Annotated in this window: 29 protein-coding genes; 6 read left to right on the forward strand and 23 right to left on the reverse strand. The window is 33.3% G+C overall.

Going from position 1 to position 25,684, the window contains the following annotated elements:
* Positions 1–15: 15 nt before the first annotated feature.
* The 3 genes from Q0050_RS06935 to Q0050_RS06945 form a co-directional block, all read right to left on the reverse strand.
* Positions 16–1,311 carry a DNA cytosine methyltransferase gene (locus Q0050_RS06935; RefSeq protein WP_298393628.1) on the reverse strand — a complete coding sequence of 432 codons (1,296 nt, stop codon included), beginning with the start codon at positions 1,309–1,311 and terminating at the stop codon, positions 16–18.
* A gap of 34 nt (positions 1,312–1,345) precedes the next feature.
* A complete protein-coding gene (locus tag Q0050_RS06940) occupies positions 1,346–2,014 on the reverse strand; it encodes a hypothetical protein (protein WP_298393630.1) in 669 nt (222 codons plus the stop codon).
* A 193-nt stretch (positions 2,015–2,207) separates the two neighbouring features.
* Positions 2,208–3,131: a LysR family transcriptional regulator gene (locus tag Q0050_RS06945; protein WP_298393632.1), complete on the reverse strand. Its 924-nt coding sequence runs from the start codon at positions 3,129–3,131 to the stop codon at positions 2,208–2,210.
* Between the two features lie 402 nt (positions 3,132–3,533).
* On the opposite strand from Q0050_RS06945, the gene Q0050_RS06950 reads away from it, so the two are divergent.
* The 4 genes from Q0050_RS06950 to Q0050_RS06965 all read left to right on the forward strand — a co-directional run bounded on the left by Q0050_RS06950 (position 3,534) and on the right by Q0050_RS06965 (position 6,686).
* Positions 3,534–3,818, forward strand: coding sequence for a hypothetical protein (locus Q0050_RS06950; protein WP_298393634.1), 285 nt, complete (start codon positions 3,534–3,536; stop codon positions 3,816–3,818).
* Complete coding sequence (locus tag Q0050_RS06955) at positions 3,818–4,654, forward strand: DUF6671 family protein (RefSeq protein ID WP_298393636.1); 837 nt, start codon at positions 3,818–3,820, stop codon at positions 4,652–4,654. Before Q0050_RS06950 ends, Q0050_RS06955 begins: the two co-directional genes overlap by 1 nt.
* Positions 4,655–4,663: 9 nt before the next feature.
* A complete protein-coding gene (locus Q0050_RS06960; protein ID WP_298393638.1) occupies positions 4,664–5,617 on the forward strand; it encodes an L-threonylcarbamoyladenylate synthase in 954 nt (317 codons plus the stop codon).
* Between the two features lie 103 nt (positions 5,618–5,720).
* The gene (locus Q0050_RS06965) at positions 5,721–6,686 is read left to right on the forward strand and encodes a sodium-dependent bicarbonate transport family permease (RefSeq protein ID WP_298393640.1); all 966 of its coding nucleotides are present in this window, start codon (positions 5,721–5,723) and stop codon (positions 6,684–6,686) included.
* A 133-nt stretch (positions 6,687–6,819) separates the two neighbouring features.
* Here Q0050_RS06965 and Q0050_RS06970 read toward each other — a convergent pair whose 3' ends face one another.
* From Q0050_RS06970 to Q0050_RS06990, 5 genes are read right to left on the reverse strand one after another with little or no spacing between them, the layout of a single operon-like run.
* Complete coding sequence (locus Q0050_RS06970) at positions 6,820–8,739, reverse strand: beta-L-arabinofuranosidase domain-containing protein (RefSeq protein ID WP_298393642.1); 1,920 nt, start codon at positions 8,737–8,739, stop codon at positions 6,820–6,822.
* 8 nt (positions 8,740–8,747) lie between these two features.
* A complete protein-coding gene (locus Q0050_RS06975; protein ID WP_298393644.1) occupies positions 8,748–10,895 on the reverse strand; it encodes a GH92 family glycosyl hydrolase in 2,148 nt (715 codons plus the stop codon).
* A complete protein-coding gene (locus tag Q0050_RS06980) occupies positions 10,892–12,256 on the reverse strand; it encodes a sugar porter family MFS transporter (protein WP_298393646.1) in 1,365 nt (454 codons plus the stop codon). Before Q0050_RS06980 ends, Q0050_RS06975 begins: the two co-directional genes overlap by 4 nt.
* A complete protein-coding gene (locus Q0050_RS06985; RefSeq protein ID WP_298393648.1) occupies positions 12,249–13,091 on the reverse strand; it encodes a sugar phosphate isomerase/epimerase in 843 nt (280 codons plus the stop codon). Before Q0050_RS06985 ends, Q0050_RS06980 begins: the two co-directional genes overlap by 8 nt.
* Before the next feature lies 1 nt (position 13,092).
* A complete protein-coding gene (locus tag Q0050_RS06990) occupies positions 13,093–13,920 on the reverse strand; it encodes a phytanoyl-CoA dioxygenase family protein (RefSeq protein WP_298393649.1) in 828 nt (275 codons plus the stop codon).
* 163 nt (positions 13,921–14,083) lie between these two features.
* On the opposite strand from Q0050_RS06990, the gene Q0050_RS06995 reads away from it, so the two are divergent.
* Positions 14,084–14,920, forward strand: a complete 837-nt coding sequence (locus Q0050_RS06995) for an AraC family transcriptional regulator (RefSeq protein ID WP_298393651.1) — start codon at positions 14,084–14,086, stop codon at positions 14,918–14,920.
* A 58-nt stretch (positions 14,921–14,978) separates the two neighbouring features.
* On the opposite strand, the gene Q0050_RS07000 is transcribed toward Q0050_RS06995, so the two are convergent.
* The 10 genes from Q0050_RS07000 to Q0050_RS07045 all read right to left on the reverse strand — a co-directional run bounded on the left by Q0050_RS07000 (position 14,979) and on the right by Q0050_RS07045 (position 21,921).
* Entirely contained in the window at positions 14,979–15,590 is a 612-nt protein-coding gene (locus tag Q0050_RS07000; RefSeq protein ID WP_298393653.1) for a heme-binding protein, read from the reverse strand.
* Positions 15,591–15,601: 11 nt separating this feature from the next.
* Positions 15,602–16,144 (reverse strand): DUF308 domain-containing protein, encoded by a 543-nt coding sequence (locus Q0050_RS07005; protein WP_298393655.1) that lies wholly within the window; start codon positions 16,142–16,144, stop codon positions 15,602–15,604.
* 16 nt (positions 16,145–16,160) lie between these two features.
* Entirely contained in the window at positions 16,161–16,634 is a 474-nt protein-coding gene (locus Q0050_RS07010; protein WP_298393656.1) for a DNA starvation/stationary phase protection protein, read from the reverse strand.
* A 198-nt stretch (positions 16,635–16,832) separates the two neighbouring features.
* Positions 16,833–17,849, reverse strand: a complete 1,017-nt coding sequence (locus Q0050_RS07015; protein WP_298393658.1) for a 2-hydroxyacid dehydrogenase — start codon at positions 17,847–17,849, stop codon at positions 16,833–16,835.
* 15 nt (positions 17,850–17,864) lie between these two features.
* Positions 17,865–18,830, reverse strand: coding sequence for an MlaD family protein (locus Q0050_RS07020; RefSeq protein WP_298393659.1), 966 nt, complete (start codon positions 18,828–18,830; stop codon positions 17,865–17,867).
* A 27-nt stretch (positions 18,831–18,857) separates the two neighbouring features.
* Complete coding sequence (locus Q0050_RS07025; RefSeq protein ID WP_298393662.1) at positions 18,858–19,592, reverse strand: ABC transporter ATP-binding protein; 735 nt, start codon at positions 19,590–19,592, stop codon at positions 18,858–18,860.
* 4 nt (positions 19,593–19,596) lie between these two features.
* Positions 19,597–20,355 (reverse strand): ABC transporter permease, encoded by a 759-nt coding sequence (locus Q0050_RS07030; protein ID WP_298393664.1) that lies wholly within the window; start codon positions 20,353–20,355, stop codon positions 19,597–19,599.
* Between the two features lie 346 nt (positions 20,356–20,701).
* Positions 20,702–21,220, reverse strand: coding sequence for a hypothetical protein (locus tag Q0050_RS07035; protein ID WP_298393666.1), 519 nt, complete (start codon positions 21,218–21,220; stop codon positions 20,702–20,704).
* Positions 21,221–21,251: 31 nt separating this feature from the next.
* Positions 21,252–21,653, reverse strand: coding sequence for a hypothetical protein (locus Q0050_RS07040; protein ID WP_298393668.1), 402 nt, complete (start codon positions 21,651–21,653; stop codon positions 21,252–21,254).
* A 13-nt stretch (positions 21,654–21,666) separates the two neighbouring features.
* Positions 21,667–21,921 carry a hypothetical protein gene (locus Q0050_RS07045; RefSeq protein ID WP_298393670.1) on the reverse strand — a complete coding sequence of 85 codons (255 nt, stop codon included), beginning with the start codon at positions 21,919–21,921 and terminating at the stop codon, positions 21,667–21,669.
* Positions 21,922–22,118: 197 nt separating this feature from the next.
* Here Q0050_RS07045 and Q0050_RS07050 point away from each other — a divergent pair, with 197 nt between their 5' ends.
* Positions 22,119–22,724 (forward strand): 2,3-diphosphoglycerate-dependent phosphoglycerate mutase, encoded by a 606-nt coding sequence (locus tag Q0050_RS07050; protein ID WP_298393672.1) that lies wholly within the window; start codon positions 22,119–22,121, stop codon positions 22,722–22,724.
* Between the two features lie 21 nt (positions 22,725–22,745).
* Here Q0050_RS07050 and Q0050_RS07055 read toward each other — a convergent pair whose 3' ends face one another.
* The 5 genes from Q0050_RS07055 to Q0050_RS07075 form a co-directional block, all read right to left on the reverse strand.
* On the reverse strand, positions 22,746–22,946 hold the full coding sequence (locus tag Q0050_RS07055; protein WP_298393674.1) for a hypothetical protein: 201 nt from the start codon (positions 22,944–22,946) through the stop codon (positions 22,746–22,748).
* 24 nt (positions 22,947–22,970) lie between these two features.
* A complete protein-coding gene (locus Q0050_RS07060) occupies positions 22,971–23,183 on the reverse strand; it encodes an SHOCT domain-containing protein (RefSeq protein WP_298393676.1) in 213 nt (70 codons plus the stop codon).
* 4 nt (positions 23,184–23,187) lie between these two features.
* On the reverse strand, positions 23,188–23,874 hold the full coding sequence (locus Q0050_RS07065) for a type 1 glutamine amidotransferase domain-containing protein (RefSeq protein ID WP_298393678.1): 687 nt from the start codon (positions 23,872–23,874) through the stop codon (positions 23,188–23,190).
* A 203-nt stretch (positions 23,875–24,077) separates the two neighbouring features.
* A complete protein-coding gene (locus Q0050_RS07070) occupies positions 24,078–24,749 on the reverse strand; it encodes a BON domain-containing protein (RefSeq protein WP_298393680.1) in 672 nt (223 codons plus the stop codon).
* A gap of 147 nt (positions 24,750–24,896) precedes the next feature.
* Complete coding sequence (locus Q0050_RS07075; RefSeq protein ID WP_298393682.1) at positions 24,897–25,556, reverse strand: BON domain-containing protein; 660 nt, start codon at positions 25,554–25,556, stop codon at positions 24,897–24,899.
* Positions 25,557–25,684: the final 128 nt, after the last annotated feature.

A 25,684-nucleotide genomic window follows, 5' to 3' on the forward strand; every position in this document is an offset into this window, starting at 1 on the left:
CTCTTTTAAATACAATTATTTATTATAGGATTTTCTAATAGCTAATCCGATGGCTTTGGCTAATAATGGTGGTACTGCATTGCCTAATTGCACCAATTGTTTGTTTTTCGGACCTTCGAACAGAAAGTCATCGGGAAACGATTGAATGCGCGCCATTTCTCTTGCGGTTAATACTCTCGGTAGTTTGGGATGAATATTCACGCCACCGTGATTTTCTTTGATAGTGCACGAAGCTTCGTTCCACGGACACTTTTTCCACGCATCGGAATAACCTTTATATAAACTTTTTCCTTCTTCTAATTCCAACATTCTTTGCGCCATATCCGGACGATGTTTAGTCGAAACGTGATTGAATGCCGCGTCATCAGGAAGATGCATTAAATCTTGAATGGCTTCTCCAGTGGTCATATAATCGGTAGGCGATAGAAATGGTTTAGGATGTAAATTGGTTTTATTGATTCGGTTTCCAATAAAAATTACCCTATCGCGTTTTTGTGGAACACCATAATCTGCGGCTCTCAAAACGGTAACTTTCATTTCATAACCTGCTTCTTTAAAATCATTGATAATCATTTCTTCAACTTTACCTTGAAGCATTGAACGCAAACCAACGACATTTTCACAAACTACAAATTCGGGATTTAGGTGAACTACAATTTCTAGTAAATCTTTATATAATGAATTTCTTGGATCTTCAACAATGCGGTTGCCGGCCATACTAAATCCTTGACACGGAAAACCGCCAGCTACAATATTTAAAGTACTGCCATTCAACTGTTTTGCAACGGTATCGTAGAATTCTTTTTTCTTTTCGGGTAATTTTATATCGCCTTCAATAAACGGATGATTGAAATTTTTTCGATACGTTTTTGCAGCAGCTTCAAACCAATCCATTCCGCACATGCCTTTTAGTCCTGCCAATTCAAATCCTTTTGTAATGCCACCAGCGCCCGAAAATAAATCAACAAAGGTTAATTCAGATGGTTTTGGATTTTCCCAAAGGTCAATGATTTCCGTCCAATTTACATCGTCTTTAGCATTGTTTTTATAATTAACGGTTCTTTTTGCTTTTGTATTTAGCGTTATTTTTTTACCATGTAAATCATAGCCATATTGGGCTTCTTCTTCAGCAGCATTTGAATTAATAAATTGATCTAAAGCTTCCACCGGAATTCGATAAGACGTTCCAATTTTAACGGATTCTAATTTGCCACTGGCAATGTGTCGTCTTATAGTTTTTTGCGACAGACTTAATTTTTCAGCGATAGCTGCAATAGAGTAGAAGGTACTTTGGGTATTTTTAGCGTTCATAAATGTCCAGTTTGCATGGTGCAATATAGCGCTTTTAGTCGATGCTATAAAATTTATGAGATAGATTTCCTGAACGATCTTCTAAAATGAAAATTACATCTGAAATCACCTTTTGACAACTAATGAAATTATTGTGAATACTTACTTTTGAAGCATATTCTGCAAATACATTTTTCTTAAATTCCCAAGCACTTCTTAAATGCATTTCTCTTTTTTTATCTAGCATCGAATGATGTGCTATGAAAAGTCTGTTTTGGATGTTGCTTCTCACACCAGTACTTTGTTTTTCATAAAAGAAACGAACCATCTCAGTTGGATCATTTACAACTTTATCGATAGATTCTATAAAATCTTTAGGAATTACAGTACCTTTCAAATCAAATCGTAAGCTAGAATTACTATTAAATTCCAAATCATAGGATTGGTCTTTGTGGTTGGGATTGGGTGTAACATTTGAATTTTGACAAAATAGATATTCATCACATTGAGCACATTTCCATAAAAACCAACGGCGTCTGAAATAGTTTTTTGATTCGTCAGTAAGCGCTGTAATTTGGCGCTCTAAAGTTTCATAATCAGCTATTTGAAACATATTGACTTGTGAATCGGTGGCGTTATTTTGTATAAAACCCCAATGCAATGGCATTTTGGAAGCCAACAAACTCAAATCATTGGATAGTTTTTCAAATTGTGCTGCTGTCATAAGTTCTAACTTAGATTATTCCAAAAAAGGAATGTTATGAAAATCTAAAGTATTGATTTAAATCTAAATAGCGAAATTATTTTATGTTTTCAGTGTTATTCGCTTTCAATTTGAAAAATTATATCAAACTATTTTTTTGAACCTATAAAAAATTTGCATCCATCTAAACGTCTATTTTTAGTAGAAAAAATATTTAATACGAATTAATCCACGAGAAGTGTTCCTCGCTAATGTTTGCTTTTTCTTGACGAATAAAATCTAAAAAAGCGGTAGCTGTCGGACTCAATTTTTTTCCTTTTAACCAAATTAAAGTCCAATTGGTAATAATTGGTAGATTTTTTGCCGGAATGATTTTGATGCTTTCATTTTCTAATTCATTTTTCAAACCAATTAAGGGCATTATCGACAAACCAAGTCCTGCGATTACGGCTTGTTTTACGGCTTCATTAGAAGTTAATTTTAGTTTCATTTTGGCTTGTAATCCTTCATTTTTTAAGTAATTCTCCATTGCAATTCGTGTCGCAGAACCCTCTTCTCTATAAATTAGCGCACTTTTTGCAATGTAATCATTTACTTTTTTAATATTTTCTTCCTTATTTTTAGTGTTGGTTACCAAAAAAAGTTTGTTGGTAAGAATAACTTCTGAGTGTACTTCAATATCATTCGGTAAAGTTGAAACTAAGGCAAAATCGACTTCATTTTTCTTTAATGATTTGATTACATTTCCTCTGTTAGTTACATCCATTTCTAGTTCAATTCCCTTGTTTTTATTTGTAAAATCAGATAAAAAATAAGGCATAACATATTTTCCTGTAGATACCACCGAGATTTTTAGTTTTCCAGAAAGTATGCCTTTAAAAGCTAAGGTCTTATAATTAATGCCATAAACTTCATTGCTTATATTTTGAGCAGCTATTGCGATTTCTTTTCCAAATTCGGTGATGTATAATTGTCTTCCCACTACTTCAGTTAACGGAATTTCGAATTGATCCTGCAAATTTTTTAGTTGTATCGAAACCGCTGGCTGGGTTAAATGCAACTCCTCAGCAGCTTTAGTAATGCTCTTTGTTTGCGTGATTTTTAAAAACACTTGCAATTGATGTAAAGTATAATTCATAAAATATGTTTATGTATTTCATAACAAATATAAATAAAAATATATGAAATAGAGCATATACCTTTGTCAAAAATTAATACTACAAGTGGTGATTAACCGATGTTCAATAACTAAAAGGACAGCATTTTCAAATGAATTTCGAAATGTAACACCAATGTTAGAATAAGATTTGAATAATAAAATAGGACTATGTTTTTGCCAAAGCATCTGTACAACTTAAAGAATAAATATGAATAACAATAAATTATCTAAAAAAGACCAAATAGTGCTGACCGTATTGTTGCTCGTTGCACTTGGTAGTTTTATTCTAACACTATTTTCACAGCAAGTATTATTTATGTGTTTGTTAGGTATTTCTACTTTACTACTAGTTTCACAATTAAAAAAAATGAATATAAAATTATGAAAGTTCAAGAAAAAAAAGAATTCAAGCTTATCGATAGTACGTTTACTCCAAGTGATGCCAACAATGTTTTATCAGAATTAATTGTTAGTAAAATTAATTATCATAAAATAGATGATTTTAGTCAGCACATCCGATTTGAAAGAGATAGCCAGCATTCTAAAAAACGAATCGAGGAATTGAAAGCGACGCAAGTTGAACTAAAAGAATTCATAAATGCGGCCAAAAGTAAAGGAGTGAATTTAGTAGTTAAAAGTACCGTTTATATAGAATTTTCAGAATAGTGTTTAGTAATAGAAAGCTGCTTATAGCTACAAAACATGCTAAAGAAACCGTAATTGCTCCATTGTTTGAGCAACACCTTAATGTTAATTGTTTTGTAACCGATTTATTTGATACCGACACCTTAGGGACTTTTACAGGTGAAGTTCAAAGAAAAGATGATGCGCTGACAACGCTTCGCAAAAAATGCCTTCTTGCTATGGAAAAGAATCAATGTGATTTAGTTATTTCAAGTGAAGGTTCGTTTGGCGCTCATCCATCGGTTTTTTTTGCTTCGTGCAACGAGGAACTTATGATGTTTAAGGATGCTAAAAATGATTTAGAAATCGTAGTTCGCGAGCTAAGTATGGAAACCAATTTTAATGCATCCAAAATTAATAATGAAACCGAACTATTTGATTTTGCACTTCGTGCGGCGTTTCCTTCGCACGCATTAATAATGAAATCGGCAGAAAATAATTTTACTAAAGTAGTCAAAGGCATAACCGACAGAAAGGCTTTAAAAAAGCATTTTGAAGATTTCCAAAAGGAGTTCGGAACGGTTTATGTTGAAACCGATATGCGAGCTAATTATAATCCGAGTCGGATGAAAGTTATTGAAAAAACGGCTAAAAAACTGCTTGAAGCGGTTCAATCCAAATGTCCAAATTGTGAACTTCCCGGATTTGTGGTTACCGATGCCAAAGCTGGATTACCTTGTCAATGGTGCAGTACTGCTACAAATTCAACTTTAAGTTACCTATACACCTGTAAAAAGTGCGAATATACTAGCGAAGTTTTATATCCGCATAACAAAAAAACAGAAGATCCTGCTTATTGTGATTTTTGTAATCCTTAAAACTATAAAATGATATCCAAAGATATTTATCAAGCTGCTTTTTTATTAGAAAACAATGAGGTAGTGGCCATTCCAACAGAAACTGTTTATGGTTTAGCCGCCAATATTTATGATGAAGTTGCCGTAAAACGAATTTATCAAATCAAAGGAAGACCTCAAAATAATCCGCTAATTGTGCACGTTGGCTCCAAAGAAGTAGTTCAAGATTTGGTTTCAGAAATACCTAGTAAAGCCAAACAATTAATGGATAAATTTTGGCCTGGTCCGTTAACGCTAGTGCTTCCAAAAAAAGATACTGTTGCTGACTATATCACTAGTGGTAAAAATAGTGTTGCCGTAAGAATGCCCAATCATCCTGAAACCTTAAAGTTATTAAATCTATTAAAATTTCCAATAGCAGCGCCAAGTGCTAATCCTTCTGGATCTATTAGTCCAACATCGGCAGAACATGTTGCTCGTTATTTTGATACTAAAATACCAATGATTCTTGATGGTGGTGAGTGCCAAAACGGCATTGAGTCGACTATTATTGGATTTGATGGAGAACTTCCGGTACTTTATAGATTAGGTTCTATTGCAGTGGAGACTATTGAAAGTGAAATTGGTACAATTCGTATTCAAAATTTTGAAGAAAAGACTCCAAATGCGCCTGGGATGATGTTCAAACATTATGCACCCAGTACAAAAACTATTTTAGTAACCGACATTGTTGATGCTATGGACTTTTACAAAGGCAAAAAAATCGGTTTATTGTTGTTCAATTCTAAATTCAATTCTACTGATTGCGTTGCGAAAGAAGTGCTATCGGTAACCGCTGATTTAGAAGAAGCCGCAGCCAACTTGTATGCAGCAATGCATCGTTTAGATCAATTAGAATTAGATATCATTATTGCAGAACGATTTCCTGACAATCAATTGGGCAATACCATTAACGACCGATTAAAAAGAGCTTCTTCAACTTAAGTTTTAATTTTACTTCAAGAAGTAACTTGCTTCTAAATGCTATTTAAAATTGTTTTTAGATTAAATAATCGATTATAAATCTGCGTAAATACAAATCAAACCAATGAACTTAAATTTATTATTAGATAATTTAACCAATCCAGCCTTACTATTTTTTCTTTTAGGAATTATCGCCACTCGTTTAAAAAGTGATTTAGAGATTCCGCCCAACAGTTCCAAATTTATTTCGCTTTACCTTTTATTCTCCATCGGATTTAAAGGCGGACAAGAATTAGCACACAGTACTTTTAGTCTAGATATTTTGTGGTCGGTTTTATTTGGAATGACCATTGCCATTATTATTCCTACTTATTGTTTTTTTATTTTAAAAAGGAAATTCAATATTCAAGATTCGGGAGCAATCGCTGCGGCTTATGGTTCAGTTAGTGCGGTAACTTTTGTAACGGCTGCTTCTTTTTTAGAGATTCAAAAATACAGTTTTGGAGGTCATATGGTAGCAGTAATGGCACTTATGGAAGCTCCAGCAATTGTTGTGGGTGTGATTTTAATGCGAATTTATGGCGCAAATAAAGTAAATGCTAAAGAATCTAGTTTGTCATCGGTAATCAGACATTCTTTAACCAACGGTAGTGTTTTATTGATTTTAGGAAGTTTGTTGATAGGTTTCCTAGCCAGTGACCAACAAGCTATGGGAATTAAACCTTTTACTACCGATATTTTTAAAGGATTTTTAGCCATATTTTTACTAGATATGGGAATAGTAAGTGGCAAAAAGTTGAATGATTTTTTAAAAAGTGGTTGGTTTGCTACAGGTTTTGCTTCAATAATTCCTTTATTCAACGGTTGTATAGTGGCTTATCTAAGTCAATTTGTAACACAAGATATCGGAAACCGATTTATTTTTGCAATTTTAGCGGCTAGCGCTTCTTATATTGCAGTTCCGGCAGCTATGAAAATTGTTGCGCCAAAGGCCAATCCGGGATTGTTTTTACCAATGGCTTTAGCAGTAACTTTTCCTTTAAACATAACTATTGGTTTTCCAATTTATTTGGCGGTTATTTTGTGTTAAACAAATTCATAAAACAACTACGGTACTTTTTGGTTTGAATTTTCTTATTGATGTTTAGTTCCTAATAACCATTAAGTACATTAAAGTAGTTGCTTCAAGATGGAAAAGTTGTTACTTTTCCATCTTTTTTATTTTAAAAACTAACTTGTCTTAAGATGGTTGTTCCAAATGGAATAAGTGTAATATTTTCTATTTGGTTGGTTGTTTTGTTTTTTGCTTTGATTATTATTTTACCATTGTTGAAAGTAGCTTGGTTTTCGTCAATAAATTGGAAGCGATTACTGTCTTTTGGTTGATAAAATAAATCATCAAAATTAGTAAAATAGGTTTTTCCTTTAAGTTCTATAGCATTAATAGGTTTTGCATAAAATAATGCGCCGTAAGAAAAATATTTTTCTTTGTTTGCATCTTCTTTTATTTGAATTTTAGTACTGAAATTAATTTCAATAATGTCTTGTTTAGCAAACGGTCTGTCAAAAACTAAGAAGTCATTTTCATTAGTATATTTTTCTTTTGTGATAATACTTGTAACCCAAGAAGGTTTCCTAATCTTTAAAATAAAAGAAGCTTTATTTGGATTTGCTATTTTGAAAGTGAATTTATTTTGATAAGGATATTCGGTAATCGTTTCAATTGTTATGTTTTTATTTTGAACTTTTGTTGCAACTGTATTGGGCATTAAAAGTGCATTTACTAAAGTAGTGTCATTTTCTTTCAACCAAGCTTTTTCTATGAAATAAGGAGTAATTCTTCCAGCATTTGGATTGCAACAAACGGCAACATCTTGATGCGCAGGCGAATATTTATATCTAGTTTGATTTCGATTAGCTTCAACTTCACCATTCTTCGTTCCTTCCATTTCGAAAGAATTATCGGTTTTTAAATAGGCTATGCAAGAATGATTTGGATTTCGTGAACCTTGAGCTGCATTGTAGAAAATAGTTTCGATGGTTTCGGCAGTTTTTGAATTTCCTTGCTTTTGAAACAAAACGGAATAACTATCTAATAATTCGTGCAAAGAACAATATTCATAACCAGTATTAGTTGCATCGGCAATTCTTTCGGCTATCCATTCATCGCCAATTGCACCACCTGTTGGTGTTGTGGTGTTTTCAATTCTTTGAATATAAATTTGAAGTGCTTTTTGTAGTTCTTTATTATCAGAAGCATAAGCAGCAACTAATAGTGGTCGCAAATGTTCATATGTATGTACACCGTGGGATTGTAATTTGTAATTGGGATTTAAAATGTTATTCAATTGTACATCTTTTTCAGACTGAAAGGTTTTGCTAAAATCCTTATATAGAAACAGCGCATAATCGGTATATTTTGTTTCACCAGTAATTTGATACATTTTATCCAAAATATCTGTGAATGTTAATCCGTGTGAAACTCCGCCATTAAACGCATTACCAGAAGTAAACGGACTAGATTGATTTAATGGATAATTTGTCATCACATTATCAACAGCTTTTACAATAGCGTTCCACAATTTCTTGTCTTTTGAGTATTCATAATAAGCAAGTAAACCTCTATACATTGTAGCTTTTGACCATAATTCACCATTTTCTGAGTTGAATTGATAACGCAAATCTTTGTCATAAATACCAATATAACCGTCTTCATCTTGCGTTTTTAAAACCTCTTGAACGTACTTTTTAACTTTTTTAAGTCCCACTTTATCGTTCAATAAAATGACGTTTCTGATGTAACCATCCCACCAATTGGATTGGGTTTCGCTGTTCCACCATTTGTATTGTTCACTGCCTTCAGCATCGCCTTCTTTATTGTTTCCCAAATCTTTGACTTCGCTGTTCTTGTGCAATCTTCCTGAACCATAAATGGGGTCATTAATTAAGTCTGGAACTAATTGATCTAAGTTGCCCACAAAACCATCAACATCTTTTTGCATTTGTGTTCTTATCCAACCCGAAGGTTTGATGCTTCCAAAAGGTAGTATTTGATATTTTTCCTCGACTTTATTTGAATCTTTATTTTGTGAATTCATAGTGTACGAAGCTAGAATTACTAATGTTATATATAAATTTCTCATTGAATAAATTATTTATTGGTCATTTGAAAATTAAGAGTACCACCAGTCATAATTTCTGAATAGGTTATGAATGGTTTTGATAGTGAAGCACTATTCAGTTTAGGGTTTTCTTGAAAAATATTCTCATTAGAGAAGTTAGTTGCTTCAATGGTAAACGTTTTATCGTTTTTTAAATGCAAAGTTGCTTTTTTAACTTGTGGTGCTCCGAGGACAAATTCTCCATTAGTTGGATTTACAGGATAAAAACCTAAGTTAGACATAATATACCAAGCCGACATTTGACCACAATCGTCATTACCAATCATACCATCAGGCGTGTTGTTGTGAAATTCGTTAATGATTTTATGGATGTATTTTTGTCCGATTTTTGGTGTTTCTGAATACGCATACAAGTAAACAATATGATGACTAGGTTCGTTACCATGTGCATATTGACCAATCATTGCTTCCTGACCCAAGAACTTGTTTGGATTTAAACTTTCTATGGTAAAGAAATCATTGAGTTTTTTTGTGAATTCCTTTTTTCCACCCAATAGATTTTTCATGCCAACGATGTCGTATTGCGCTGGAGTCCAAAAATATTGCCAGGCATTGGCTTCGGTATAATCGCCTGGATTGTTCATTGGTGAAGTTGCAGTTAAAGGATCAAATGGAGTTCTCCAATTGCCTTTGGAATCTTTACCACGAAATAAATTTGTTTCAGCATCAAAAAGATTTTTATAGTAATTGGCTCTTTTTTGAAACTCCGCTTGATTTGTTTTATCGTTTAAATTTTTAGCCATTTTTGCTACACAATAATCATCAAAACCACTTTCTAAGGTTCTGGATACCGCTTCATTATCTAATTTATCAAAAGGATAATAACCATATTGATTATACAATTCCCAATCGGAATTAATATGACTTTTGGTTGAAGTTTCTATCATGGCTTTGAGTGCTTCGTCTTTATCAAAACCTTTAAATCCATTAGTATAAGCCGATAAAATCATAGGAATGGCATGATTGCCAATCATACAATAATTGTCTTGTCCCCAAGCCGTCCAAATGGGTAAAAATCCTGCGGCTTTGTGATGTAAAAGCATTGTATTTACAATTCCATCAATTTTTTCAGGAGCTATAATTTGAAGCAACGGAAAGGCACCTCTGTAAATGTCCCAAATGGATAGAGTAGAGTAGTATTCCTTATTTGGAGCAACTGCAATTCTATCATCCGCACCACGATAGTTACCATCTACATCAGCAATATTGGATGGTTGTAAAAGCAGATGATATAACGAAGTATAAAAGATTTCCTTTTGTTTTTGTGGCGCTTCAATGTCAATTCGATTCAGATAGTCGTTCCAAATTTTTTCGGCGTTTTGTTTTACTTTTTCAAAGCTCCAATGCGGAATTTCAGACTTTAAATTTTGTTTTGCTCCTTCAACACTTACCGTTGATAAAGCAATTTTTAGCTGCAAAATTTTATTTTTTGGCAAATTAAAATCTAGAATATATTTCGGTGCATTTTGTTTTTTCTCTTTCGGAAGTTCTTTAGATGCAACAAATGGCGTTTGAAAATTAATAGTAAAGAAATACTTTTTGGTTACCCAACCTTTGGTTTTGCAATAACCTGAAATTGTGCTATTATTTTCAATTTTGATGTCACTTTCTAGTACCAAACTGTCATTGAGAAATTGAAATCCGTGTTGAAAATCAAGCAGTAATTTTGCCGTTTTGTTTGGATATTTATATTTATGAAAAGCGACTCTTTCCGAACAAGTGAGCTCTACTTTGATGTCGTCTTTTTTAGTTAATGAATAATAGCCAACAGTTGCTTTTTCAGTGTTCTTGAAATAACTGTTTTTGAATTTTAGCTTTTTTTCATTGAAAGGTAGTAACAAAATGTTACCCATTTCACCAATTCCGGTTCCGCTTAAACGCGTTTGTGAAAACCCTAAAAGCAAAGTATCTTTGTATTGATAACCGCTCGTATGGTTCCATCCAGCAATGTTGTTATCAGGTCCGGGTTGTACCATTCCAAAAGGTAATGAAGGTCCAGGAAATGTATGTCCGGTGCCATCTGTACCAATAAATGTATTTACATATTTGGAATTGTTTTGGGCACTTGCATTTATCATAAATAACAAAAGTACCGACTTGAAAAGTAGCGTTCTCATTTCCATAACGTATCCATTTCTTCGAGAGTTTTGTTTTTTGTTTCTGGAACATTTTTCCAAACAAAAAGTAAGGATAGTAGGCAAATTATTGAAAACAAATAAAACGGAAATGCGCCATTAAAATTATCTTTTAACCATTGATTTTCAACCAAACTTGGAAAAACTTGTGTTACCACAAAATTAGCCACCCATTGAATAAAAACACTGATTGCCAATGCCAAACTTCTTATCTTATTTGGAAAAATTTCTGATAGTAACACCCAAACAATTGGTCCCCAAGAAATACTAAAAGAAGCCATAAATAGTAATAAAAAAGGTAAAACCCAATTACCAACTGCGTCATAATAAATAAACAATCCAACTGCTGCTAATGCAATAGTCATTCCAATAGAACCTATATAGAGCAACGGTTTTCTTCCCATTTTATCTACCCATTTGATAGCTAATAAGGTAAAAATTAAGTTTACAACTCCAAGAATACTTGTTTCGAGCAACGAAACATCTGTTGAACTTCCTAAACTTTTAAAAATTTCTGGCGCGTAATATAAAATGGCGTTAATACCTGTTAATTGCTGAAGAATAGAAAGTCCAATACCAACAAAAAGCGCTTTTTTGAATAAAGGATTAACTAAATGCTTCCACTGATTTTTATCTTTTTGGTGTAGTGAATTTTCAATTTCAGTTTGAACTAAAGCAACATCATTTGGAGCATTTAATTTTTCCAAAACACTAATTGCTTTCGAGGTTTCTCCTTTTTGGAACAACCATCTCGGACTTTCGGGAATTAGAAATATAAAAATTAGAAATAGGATAGAAGGAATGATTTCAGAACCAAACATCCAACGCCAACCAATATTCAAATTCCAATCGGCATCGCCTTGCAAAGCGATGAAGTAATTTACAAAATAAACTACAACAATACCAATCACGATGGCTAATTGATAATTACCTACTAAAGCGCCACGTCTTTTTGGTGGAGCAATTTCAGCTATATACATCGGTACAACCATTGAAGCAATACCAACACCAATTCCTCCAACAATTCGAAATATAACAAACATTGTAAATGAATTGGGCAATGCCGTACCTACAGAATTTAGAATAAATAGAATAGCAGTAATTAGCATTGTTGCTTTTCGCCCGAATCGGTTACTTAAATAATCAGAGAAAAAGGCACCAATTAAACAGCCAACCAACGCACTTGAAATAGCCCAACCAGTTTCAATAGGAGTCAAATGAAAATATTCGGTTAGATTCCCAATTGCTCCAGAAATTACTGCTGTGTCATAGCCAAATAATAATCCGCCAAGTGCCGCACTTAAAGCAATAAAAAGAATATAGTTTTTGTTGTTTTTATCCATTGGTTATTAGGTTTTGTTGCAAATAGTGTTTCATTTCAAGATTGATTTCCCATTGATTCGAAAGTGGTTTCTTTGAGAAAGGTTCTTGAGGCATATATGGAAACGGACCAAATTCTGGTGTAATGGTTATTTGAGAACCGTTACTTTTCTTTTGAATTTCAATAATTTCTTTCCACCAACTTAAATAGCGTTCTAAATGAGTGTTCCATTCTGGAGCAAAAGGGTTGTTTACTTGCGGACTTTGCTCAAATCCAACACGAGCATGGATGTGTTTTATATTGGGATAAATTTTGGTTAATAACTCTTTTTGGTCTTCTAAATTACTTTCTGATACTACGCAAAAATGAGAGAAATCGGCAATTAGTTTTAATTTGGGGTAAATGTCAATATACTTTAAAAGCGTTTTTAAATGAAATGAAAATCGGCCGCGATGTATTTCATGCCAAATGGGAATTCCTGAATTTCGAGTAATATGTTCTGTGATTTCAATTATTTTACAATTATCACTGAAATCATAAAAATCTTTTCCAGTATGCGAGTTAATGTAATTGGGTTTTAAAGTGGTTAAAAATTCCAATCGTTTTGTAATTCTTTCAATGTATTCATCGACCGTTTCGTTTTTATTGGACAACACTTGTTGCGCGATGAAAATAAAATTAGGATTAATAGTATTTCTAATATTCTCCAACTCTTCCATAAATTCAGTTATGAAATTTGCATCATCAGGAAAATTGATTTCTACACCTTCATAACCATTGTTCACAACATTGTATAGAAATTCTCTAGCCGATTGATGCTCGCAGCCCCAATAGGTACAAGTATATTTTCCATCCATATTAATTTGAATATAAAATTGGATTAATAGGAGAGTTGATGATTTCACCAATTTTTGCACCCGGACACCAAGTATTCCAATCGTGTATTTGGTTTTTATTTTCTGGATTTTTTAAAATCATATCTTTATCCATATAGATGATGGTCATTACTTTTCGCATTGCGTCTGTTATATTAGCACCAGCACGATGAAACACCCAACCCGAATGAAAACTAATCTCACCAACATCAAAAGGTTCGATAACATGTTTGAAATCAGTAACTCGTAATTTTTTCTGAATAAGTTCTTCACTCTCATCTCCAATTTCTAGTTCGCGTCCTTCTACTATAGTATGGCTTCCAGCACTAAATTCTAATGGACCCATTTCTAGTGGTGTTGCTTGTAAAGGCATCCAAGCCGTAACCGTTTTATCAGTTTCTAATGGCCAATAATATTGATCGGCATGCCAAGGAGTAATTCCACCGCCACCTTCTTTAAATAAAGCTTGGTCATGATATAAACGAACACCCTTTACTTCCATTAAATCGGTTGCAATTTTAGCTATTCGTTTACTAAAAATTAATTCTTTAATCACATCGTTTTCTAACCATAAATTAAATAATTGCAGAAATGCTTTTCCGTACGTTGTTCGATTTTCAAGAGCTGTTTGCTCTTGATTCATTATGTTTACTTGTTTTGTAATTGCATCGTTAAAGAAGGCAACAGTTTCTAAATTTAGAACTTCTTTCAATTTGATATAGCGATTTTTTTGATAGAATTCAATTTGTTCTTGAGACAGCGCATAAGGCATTTCAAGAAATTCAATTATTGAGTTTGGAACGGTTTGCATATTCTAAGAGTATTTTATTCTGTTTTTTTTTAATTGGTCATCCATTTTAGAATTTTCAAATCTATTGATTACTTCTAAATGGATTTAACATTAATTTGTTAGATTATGACACTATATTGAATTATTTTTGAATTTTAGTACTATAATAAGTTTATAATAAACTATGAAAGCCAAATTAGAAGACATACCATCAGAAAAAGGACACTCTAGTTTTTACGCTTATCGATTTCAGGTGCCTTTTTTCGAATTTAAATGGCATTATCATCCTGAATACGAACTAACATATATCGTAAAAGGAAATGGTTACCGAATTATCGGAAATTCTTATAAGCATTACACTAAAGGTGATTTGGTTTTATTGGGAGGTAATTTGCCTCATACTTGGTCGGGAACAATAGAGGACGATTCATACTCTGAAGCAGTTGTTATTCAGTTTTCTAAAGAACTTGTTGAATCATTTTTAGCATTTAATGAAAGTGCATTAATTAAAGAAATGCTAAAAAATTCAGAAAAGGGAATTTGCTTTAATGGAGATGACCAATTGATTTCAAATATTTCAGAGTTAGTAGAAACCAAAGGTTTGGAAAGAATATTAAAGTTACTTTCAATTCTTGATAGGTTATCGACCACTGAAGGAACATTTATTGCCTCCAATACGTTTCACAATGTTGTTTCTAAGAAAAATGAAATCCGACTAAATAAAGTATGTCAGTTTATTCAAAGCAACTTTAGTAGTAAAATATCTTTAAAAGAAGTAGCAGACTTAATTTATATAACAGAGAGTAATTTCTGTAAATTCTTTAAAAAAGCTACAGGAAAAACTTATTCTGATTACTTAAATGAATTAAGAATCAATGAAGCTTGCCGCTTGCTTATTCAAACAGAAAAAACCATTAGTCAAATATCTTTTGAATGTGGTTTTGAAACCATAAGCTATTTTAATAGAGTATTTAATGCCAAAAAAGGATGCACACCATCGAATTACAGAAAATCGAATTGAGTAAATGCTATCCTTTTCAATATGTGTGCATTAAATAAATGTTGTGGTTTGTGTTATCTTATTTATTTGTAGTAAAATTACTTTCGTTCAACCCAACAACCACTTCATTTCTTCTGCCAAAGAGTTGATAAGGCGGATTATATCCGAGATATCGAAAATTACCATAATAAGTAAGGCCTTCTGCTTTCAAGGCTTCTTCTAGAATACTTTTGTATTTAGCTATTTTTTCATCGGAGCTAAATCCGCCAAAGCGAATTGCGGCAACATATTCTGCTGCGGTAGTTTCAATACTTATTGCAGAATTATTGGGTTTGGGTAACGTTTCTTTTTTTAAATCAGATGGCATAACAAAGGTCATAGTTGCAGTGGAATCACGAAGTTCCATTTGTACAGGCGAAGTCATAGCAATTTTTTTGTTTTCGCTATTTCCACCAAAAATATAGGATGTCAATTTATTAAATCCAGATGCTCCTAAATCGCGATAAGATGTTGCTGTTAATGAAATTTTTGCCACATTCGCTACAAGATAATAGCGTATTTCAAATTGTTTTTTGACCTTAAGTACTTTGTATTCTTGTGTATTTGAAGCGCTAGTTGCCAAAGTACTGTAAATTTGAAAAATGATTAGCACACCTACAATGATGATGATAAAAATGAAAAGAGTTTTCATACTTGTAATTTTTATAAATTGCTTTCAACAACAGGATTTTCTTTTCCTTTCATTGCTGGAGTATAGAGAATCATATTTACACCAACTAAAACAAATAGAACTCCAAAACTTTCTAGTTGGTAGCTTTTGAAATTCATTACCATCGCGGCACTAAAGCCAATAGCTAAGCCAAGCAAAAACCGAATTATTATGGTTTTGTAAATGGTCTTTTGATTTAAGTTGAACAGCCAATTGCAAAAAATAATTTCTGAAACAGCATAGAAAACAAATAGGAATGTAGTGAAATCAATGAAGCGTTCTATTGAAATTCCGAATAATAAAATAGTGCTTCCGTAGAGTATCATTGCTAAACTGTGTAACGAATGGTAAACAAATTGCACTTGTTTTTTTTCTTGTACATAGGCTGCCAAAAATGCAAATAATCCTGCAACAATCAGCGTGATTCCAGTTGATAACGTAATCATTTTAAAACTGCAATAACTAGAGAGCACTAATAAAATGCCAATTAAAAGTACAAGGATACCATAAATAAGGATGGGAAGGCGTTTATACATTTGTCGTTGGTCTAGTTTATTTTAAATGAGATCTTAAAAACCAAGCCATTTTTTCGTGGGTTTCAACCAAACCAGTAATAAAGTCGCTACTGCCTAAATCGTCGTATTCATTTGCGAACAGATGAATTGAACCTCGTAGTGACATAATTAAGGTTTCGTGGTCATTCAATAACTCTTTGATATAACCTGTACTATCGTTTTTCTCACTCTTTTGTTCGGTAAATTGCGTCACACTAATAAATGCTTTTAGCATAGCGTCAACATAATGTCCTAAGGTGCGAATTCGTTCGGCCACACTGTCGACGATTACATCTAATTCTCCAAATTGCATTTCAAAAAATTTGTGTTTATCATAAAAATCTGGACCTTCAATATTCCAATGCGCATTTTTGGTTTTGGTATATAAAACGTATTCGTCGGCTAGTATTTTTGCCAATCCGTTGGCAACTCCTTCACGTTTTGCTGCTGTAATTCCGATAGCTGTTTTCATTTTTTTAATTTTTAAATAGTTTTCTAATGATGTTATTTTTATGAAGTTACAAACGAATCCACTTCTACTTTTTTACGATTTCTATTTCTCTAATTTGAAATAAAATAATGTAGGTTTATTAAATGCAAAGTTGAGGTATAAAAGTTGCGTTTTATATGATGTAGCGTACTTCAAAAAGTGATTTTCGTTACTTTTTAATTAAGTCGGTGAACTGACAGGCAATTGGAACGCAACTTCATTTTCAGTAGCTGTATTATCTGCAAAGGAATTGAAATTGGCGATGGTTATTCGGGCAATTTCATCTAAAGCTTCTTTGGTAAAAAAGGCTTGATGTGGTGTGATAAGCACGTTGTTGAAGGACATCAACCGTTCGATTTGGTCATCTTTTACAACTTTATCAGACAAATCTTTGAAGAATAATTGTTCTTCACCTTCATAGACATCAATTCCTAAAAAACCAATTTGAGCAGATTTTAAAGCTTCAATTACGGCTTTGTTTTGAATGATAGCACCGCGACTGGTATTGATAAGCATCATTCCTTTTTTGACTTTTGAAAACGCATCGGCATCAAATAGATGGCGTGTGTTTTGGGTTAACGGACAATGAATTGAAATAATATCAGCGGTTTTGAGCAGTTTTTCGAAGGAAACAAATTGGACACCTTTTTCCATTAAAGCCTTTGATGGGTTTAGATCATTCGCAATGACTTTGCAACCAAAGCCGAGCATTATTGTACAAAAAGCAGCACCGATTTTTCCAGTTCCTACAACGCCAACGGTTTTTCCATATAAATTGAAACCCATTAAATTTTGAAGTGAAAAATTGTTTTCTCTTACTCTGTTATAAGCTTTGTGCGTCTTTCTATTCAATGTTAAAATTAAGGCTACTGCGTGTTCGGCAACCGCTTGAGGCGAATAGGCAGGAACACGAAAGACTTTTATTTTGTTTTGCGCAGCAGCTTCTAAATCGACATTGTCATAGCCAGCACTTCTTAAATCAATAAGTTGTATGCCAGCAGAAGCAAGTTTTGCAATAACGTTAGCATCAAGTACATCAGTGAGCTGAATGCAAACTGCGTCAAAGTCTTTTACCAGATTAATGGTGTCTTCGTTTAAGGATTTTTCGAAATAGGTGAGTTGGTGTTTGCCTTCTTTATTATAAAGGTCGAGATTATCGCGTTCGTAATATTTGGTACTAAAAATGGCTACTTTCATACTATTTTAATAAAATTATTTTTTGATGGAATCTTGTTTTTGTTTTAAAAGTTTGGCTTCAACTTTGGCTTGTCTTTTGAAATTTCCTCTAAAAAGAAAACTGCGTTTAATGGCTTCTTCGAGTTCATTTAGTTTTTTGGTTGCAGATTTTAAATTGATAAATGTCGAATCTAAGGTTTGTGCCGTTTTTTCATCGGTTAGTAATTTGTGAACAATACCCGAATCATTATTTAGTTTTTTGGTAAAATCGTGGACTTCAACAGAACTTTTCTCAAAATTTGTAACCATTTTTTTGATGCTATTCGCATACATCGGATCGGTTAGTAGTTTAGATATTGTGCCGTTTTTATCGTTTAATTTTTCGCTAAAAATCACTAATTGATTTGTACCTGTTTCTAAATTAGTCATTGTTTTTTCAATGCTTTTAGCAATTTCTTCATCGGTTAAGACTTTAGACAAAGCACCTTTTCCGGAGTTGATTTTATAACTAAATTCTGAAAGTTCTTTGGTAATGATTTTCGTATAATCAATACTTTTTTTCAATCCGTTCATTAAATCGGTCATTTCAATGGCTTCGACAGTGTTGACAAATGCATTGTCTTTGATAATTTCGTTCGAACTACTTCCAGGCGAAATCATCAGTACTTTGTCACCCATTAATCCATCAGAACCAATGGTAGCTAAAGCATCAATTTTTATGTATTGTTGAATTTCGGATCGAACCACCATTTTGACCACCAAAATAGAATCTGAAACAAATTCAATTTCTTTTATGGTTCCGATATTGATGCCCGAAAGCAAAACGTTATTTCCTAAACTTAAACCGTTTACATTTTTAAATTTTGCTTGCAAATGAAATGTCGAACCAAATAGATTTTGGCTTTTTCCAATAAAGTAAACCGTACCCAAGAAAACCGTTAGGGAAATGATTACGAACAATCCCAATTTCCACGTTTTAGTATTTGTCTTTTTATTCTTCATTTTTTTAGTTTCTAAAACAGTTGGTTGTTATTCGAAGAAGGAACGCACCCAACTGTCTTTGTTTGTTACAAGTTCGTCATAAGTTCCTTCGGCATAAATAAGACCATCTTTAATAATCATTATGCGGTTACCGGTCATTTTAGCGCACACAATATCGTGCGTGATGATTAACGATGTGGTTTGGTATTTTTTCTGAACAGATAAAATCAATTCGCTTATTTCTTTGGAGGTTATCGTATCTAATCCGGCTGTGGGTTCGTCATAGAGAATGATTTCGGGTTTTATGATTAGCGTTCGTGCCAAACCGATTCTTTTTATCATTCCGCCAGATAGTTCCGCTGGCATTTTATCGATTGATTCTCTTAATCCAACACTATCAAGTGCTTCATTGATTTGCTTTTCAATTTCCTCTTCCGACAAATGACGCGTGTGATGTTTTAAGGTAAAAGCCAAATTTTCTCTAACAGACATCGAATCGTATAAAGCGCCATTTTGAAATAAAAAACCTATTCGCAATCTGATTTTGTTGAGTTCTTTGTTGCTAAGATGGGTTATATCAGTCCCAAAAACCTCTATTGTTCCTTTGTCAGCTTCTATTAATCCGACGATGCATTCTATTGTAACCGATTTTCCTGAACCGGATCTTCCTAAAATTACTAGTGCATCGCCTTTGTTAACCGTTAAATTTATACCACGTAAAACTTTGTGATTACCAAAGGATTTGTATAGATTTTTGATGGCGATGATAGGCTGTTCTTTCATAGTATTAAAAGAATAAATCGGTTATTTGAGCCGCCAACATATCGATAATAAAAATAGAAAGTGATGCTGTTACCACGGCTGAATTGGCTGCTTGACCAACACTTGCCGTTCCACCTGAAGCGTTGAATCCTTTATAACATCCGATGACGCCAATAAAAAAGCCAAAGAAGAATGTTTTTATGGTTGCTGGAAAAATATCTAAAAAATCAAGGTGTTCAATAACTTCTGAAAAATAGCGAAAAAGACTAATGTTGCCGTGAACATTATAGCCAATATAACCACCATATATTCCAACCAAATCGGCGATAAATACTAATAAAGGAACCATTAATGTTGTGGCGGAAATTCGAGTAACGACCAAATATTTATACGGGTTTATAGCCGAAACTTCCATAGCATCTAATTGTGAAGTTACTTTCATTGAACCCAGTTCGGCACCAATGCCAGAAGCAATTTTTCCGGCACAAATTAAGGCCGTAATAACTGGAGCAATTTCTCTGATTAACGAAAGTGAAACCATACTAGGTAACCAAGATTCGGCTCCAAATTTTGTCATTGTGGGTCTTGATTGAATGGTTAGTACCAAACCCATGATAAATCCGGTAATTCCAACTAGCGGAAGTGATTTATATCCAATGGTGTAACATTGTCTGATAAACTCGTTCCATTGAAAAGGTGGTACGATAAGTTCTTTGAAAAAACGTCCTATAAAAACAGAAAAATTTCCAGCTTGAGTTAATTGATCTTTTATTTGGACTATCATTATTTATATTTGATTTTAAAAGATGCGATTCAAAGTTGTGTTGGTAAGGACCTTTTTTTTGAATAGGAGCAGGTGCAATGACTTTTTTTGACCATACTACTAATTTTTAATTTATTAGAAATGAAAACTTCTTTTAGATAAATTCCATACAAATGTCCAATAAACGCTTCGTTCTAAAAATGATAACAATCACCTTAAAAAGTGACCGTGGTTACATTTATACCAAAAAACTTCCCATAAACTCTAAGGAATTTTGGGAAGTCACTACAGCTTAAAGGTTGGTTTGAGATGATTATTCGTTTAAGAATACATTTTTATGCCCTCGAATTACACTAGTTTGCTGCTTTTATTTTGGAATGCTATTTACTACTTGTACTTTTGTTGGTGTTTTTTTTATGGCAATAAAAGAATTGGCCAGTAATAAAATTATGGCAATTAACATGGCTATCGTTGTTAAGCCAATACCTTGTGAATAGCGTTTATAACCTTGGAGCGTGACCCGATTGTTTTTAGTAAACGAAATTTTATTGGCTTCTATTTCATAAAGTAAAACTTGTTCATAGGTTATGTTTTTCATTTTTTGATATTTCTCTACTGATAGCGATTCGTCTAGTGGTTTACCTCTGAATATTGTTAACATTAGTAGAATAGAGGTGATAAAAAACACAATTGGTATGATGGAAATAAATTGCATAATGCTGTTGGTTCCGTTTAAACTATTTAAGAAGAAAGGGATGAATAACACTGTAAAACCAATGATAGTTCCCGCATAAGAATGTTGTTGTCGATAAGAAGCGACTTGTTTTTCAATAATTTCTTTAGAGTTTTCGGCCAAAAATTCTAAAGATTTAATGGTATCATCCATACTGTTAGTTTGTCAATTACTTGAATTATGACTATTTTTTATTTGTTTGTTGCAGTAGTTCTTTTTCTAATTCGCTTATTTCGGTTTTGTCCTTTTTTATTTCTTGACGGAGTAAGCCAAACAAACTCATATAGAGATTTGCAATCCATATTACTGAAAAACCTGCAATGACATAACCACGCCAATCAGGAAGTAGCATTTTGAAATTAGTTAAAAAGAGAAAGACAAGTGTAACATAATGGCTAAAGCAATATTCACAAGTAAATAGATAAAAAAATTTTCGTTCTGCAATCGAGGTTCCTTTGATGCTGTGTTTGATGCAAAAAGCTCTAGGCTCGCGAAATACTTCTTCGTGAGTAACCGTCCAAGCTACGCAAGCAACTGGAATTGCCAGTAAAAAAAGCCAAAAGAGTTGCGAACTTAATGCTAACATAACTTCATATAATTTAAGCAGTTACCTCAGCGGTATTATTTTTGGATAATTTTTTAGCTACTTTTTTGGTATCTTTTTGTTCTTTCTTGATTGCACTCTTCTGATTTTTTAGCGTCGCAGCATCAATTCGTTTATTGATTTTTTTAACCAATTTGTTGGCTGTTGCATCAATTTTTTTCATAATCTTTTTTCCGCTAGATTTTGCCAGTGTTGCATCGGTCAGTGCTGAGGTAATTTCGGCAGCCATTTTCTTTGAATTTGATTTCATTTTAGTGTTTTTATTAGTAGTGAATGAGACGGTATTAGGTCATTTAGTTGCGCAAAGTTCTGTGAAATAGTATCGGAATAAAATGATTTGATGGCATTTAAAAAGTGATTAGAAACACATTTGTATCGGATAGATAACAGCTTAAAAGTTTGTCTTTCGGTCGAACTTTGATGGTTCTATTTTTACAACCTACTGCTATGTCAATTTTAATAATAGTTCGTCACGGACAATCAGTTTATAATCTTGAAAATCGATTTACTGGCTCGTTAGATGTTGCTTTAACTGCTTTAGGTGAACAAGAAGCCACAACAGCAGGAGTGAAACTGATGGACTATCAATTTGATTTCGCATTTACCTCAACGCTAATTAGAGCCAAGCAAAGTTTGCAGCTTATTTTAAATGTTATCGGACAGAGTGCAGTGCCAATTTTTGAAAATGCTGCGCTAAACGAACGAATGTATGGGACTTTACAAGGATTGAACAAACAAGAAATTGTAAAGCAATTTGGTTTAAAACAAGTTGCTTTATGGAGAAGAAGTTATGCTATGGCACCACCAAATGGTGAAAGTTTAAAAGCAACTTATGAGCGAGTGGTTCCATATTATCAATCGGTTATCGAACCCAAATTAAAGCTTGGTGCTACAGTATTGATTGTTGCGCATGGCAATAGCTTACGAGCGTTAATGATGTATTTAGAACAGATAAGCCCGAAGGATATTGTGAAAATCACGATTCCAACAGGCTTACCTAGAAAATATGTGTTTGATGAAAATTTAAAGATACTAACGGTTGCTTACTTGTAACAATCGACTCCGTTTTTAAAATTAAGTAGCGTCAAGGTTTTTATCCTTATAATTGCTTTTACTCTTTTTTAGTGTAGGCTTGTTCCTTGAACTACTTTTCGATTCCTGATTTTGTAATTCTATAAAAAAGGAAGCATTATCTTCGTTAGAAGTAGTGGATAGTTTCTTCAATTTTTGTTTTTGAAGTTGCGTTGCTTTTACATCATTGTTTTTAGATTTCATTGCCTTTAGATTAAGATAACGTCCTTATTGTTTTTCTAAATTTTTCTTCATCTCTTCAAATTCTTTAACAGTTATTTGTCCTGCGGCGAATCTTTTTTTCAAAATTTGTAGTGGTTGGTCTTTCGGATCGCGTTGCCCTGGAATTTTATACGGAATTGCAAAAATCCAAAAGAGCAAGATGAGCCAAATTACCCACCAAATAAAGTTCATTCCGTAGTAATAGTTTTGATAATACATAAGGTTATTTTTTAGAATTAATTGCTTCAACCAATAGGTTTGCTACTGCAGCTGAGGAAGCAGCATTTTGTCCGGTAATAAGTACTCCATCTTGCTTAACATAAGATGCTCCATCGGAACCTTTACTATAAATGGCTCCGTTTTTTACTAATTCATCTTCTAACAGAAACGGCACCACTTTGGTCAATTTTAAAGCTTCTTCTTCTGCATTTGAAAAACTGGTTAAATTTTTTCCTTTTACTACAGGTGTTCCATCGGGAGTTTTGGCATTGATTAAAGCCGCTGCAGCGTGACATACAAACGCCATTGGTTTTTCGTAATTATTAAAATCTTCAATCAAATTGATGGAATCTTCGTCAGTTGCTAAATCCCATAATGGTCCGTGTCCACCAGGATAAAATACACCATCATAATCCGCTTGATTAATTTCTTTTAGTTTAAACGTATGTGCCACCAAATCAATGGCCGTGTAGTCTTTATAGAAACGTTTGGTATCTTTAGTTTGTGCTGCTTCTAATTCACTTTTAGGATCAACAGGTGGTTGTCCGCCATTAGGTGAAGCGATAGTTATAGTTGCTCCAGCATCTAAAAAGACATAATAAGGTGCGGCAAATTCTTCAATCCAAAAGCCTGTTTTTACTCCATTTTCCCCTAAAGTATCGTGTGAGGTAAGTACAATTAATAATTTCATTTATGGTCAAGTATTAAGTTTTTAAAGGGATGAGGTATGGGATGTTTTAAATTGTATTTGCGCAATCTTTTGACATCTCTTCCAGTTGTGTTTATTAGAATTGTTACCGTTAATGCGGCTGCAAATACTAGGGCAAACAGTGTTTTCATATAATTAGTGGTAAAAAAATAATCGGGAAATTGTTAGCTTTCCCGATTAAAAGGTTAATCTACATAAGAGTAATCGTATTCTACTTCCAATTGATTGTCTACAGACCAAACGCCAGGTGTATTCCATGCAACGTGTTCAGCTTCTTCTTTTTGGTACAATGAAGTTACATTGCCCGTTAGCGTAATGTTGGTTCCTGATGCTTTCACTTTTATGTCTTTTGCATTTAACGACCAATGACGCGCTAAAGCGGCTTCGACATCTTTTTGCTCTACAGCATCGTGCACTTCCGATTTGATTTTGATATTATTGGTCACGCCAGTAACTCCCATTAAAAAATTTACTGCCTTGGTTGCTGCTTGTCTTTGGTAATTCCAAGACAATTCGCCGCTTAATGTGACCCAACCGTTTTCGATTTTTACTTTCACTTCACGATTCGGAACCACCCAACTGTCGTTCAATGCTTTAACCGCTTCTTCTGCAATTTCGTTATCATTTTTAGAAAATGTGGAATTGTATTTAATGGTTATTTTTTCGACAATCGCTTTGACTCCCGAAACGTTTTTGGCAGCATTTTCAGCTTCGGTTTTTTTGAAATAGCCATCTACGATTCCCGATAGTGTAACGATTCCGTCTTTGGCGGTTACTCCAATTTCTGCGGCGTGTAAAAGTGGTTCAAATTTGATAGCGTCTTGAACATCCTTTTGTAATTCTTCATTTGTTTTCATTTGAAAAGTGTTTATAATAGTACTATTTAACCGCTTCTTACGTTAAGAAACTTTAGATAAATAATTATACAAATTTGTAGTAATTTCTAGTTTTTTGAAATGATGCCACGACTGCTAAAAAGTGATTTGAAACACATTTACTACTTTTTATATAAGATGTTCTATTGATAGTTCGTTAGCAACACTTACAACACCGTGCGCTTTCCAAGCAATTCTGCCAGCGGTTTCTTTTTGATACCAAGATGCAACCGAACCTTTTAGTGTAATTTTGGCATCTTCTATTTCAATTGTGATATTTTTGGCGTCTAAATCCAAATGGTTTTGAAGTGCGTGTAGCACTGTTATCGGATTTATTTTGTCTGACGATTTAATTTTTATTTCGATGGCATTGGTTACTCCTTTAACACCAATCAAATTGATGACTGCTTCTTTTGCGGCTTCTTTTTGATAATTCCATTCAACAGCGCCTGTTAGTATGACCCAACCGTTTAGCACTTTTACTTTTATGGTATCGTTTAATGTATTCCAATTCCATTTGAAAAGCGTTAGTACTTCGGCCTTGATATCAATGTCTTTTTTTTGTTCCCAAGGATTTACTACCACTTCAATTTTGTTGATTACCGATTTAACATTGGCAATCGTCCAAGTTATGTTTTCTGCTTTTGATTTTTTGGTATAACTATCTACAATACCAGAAAGATTGATGTTTCCATCAACAGCACTTACAGCAATGTTACAATTTTCAAAAAGGTGTCCCCATTTTAATCCGTGCATGATGTGCTGTGTTATGATTTCGTCGGTTTTCATCTTCTTGTTTTAGCTAACTGCAAATTTGATGTAAAATAGGTTTTAATTAAATGAGGTATTGCGGCTGAATTTATGATAGCTATCACAAAAAAAGCTCCTAATCATCAGGTGTTATTTAAGCGTGAATG

The organism is Flavobacterium sp. (assembly GCF_027483985.1).
In the GTDB taxonomy this organism is placed as follows: Bacteria; Bacteroidota; Bacteroidia; order Flavobacteriales; family Flavobacteriaceae; genus Flavobacterium.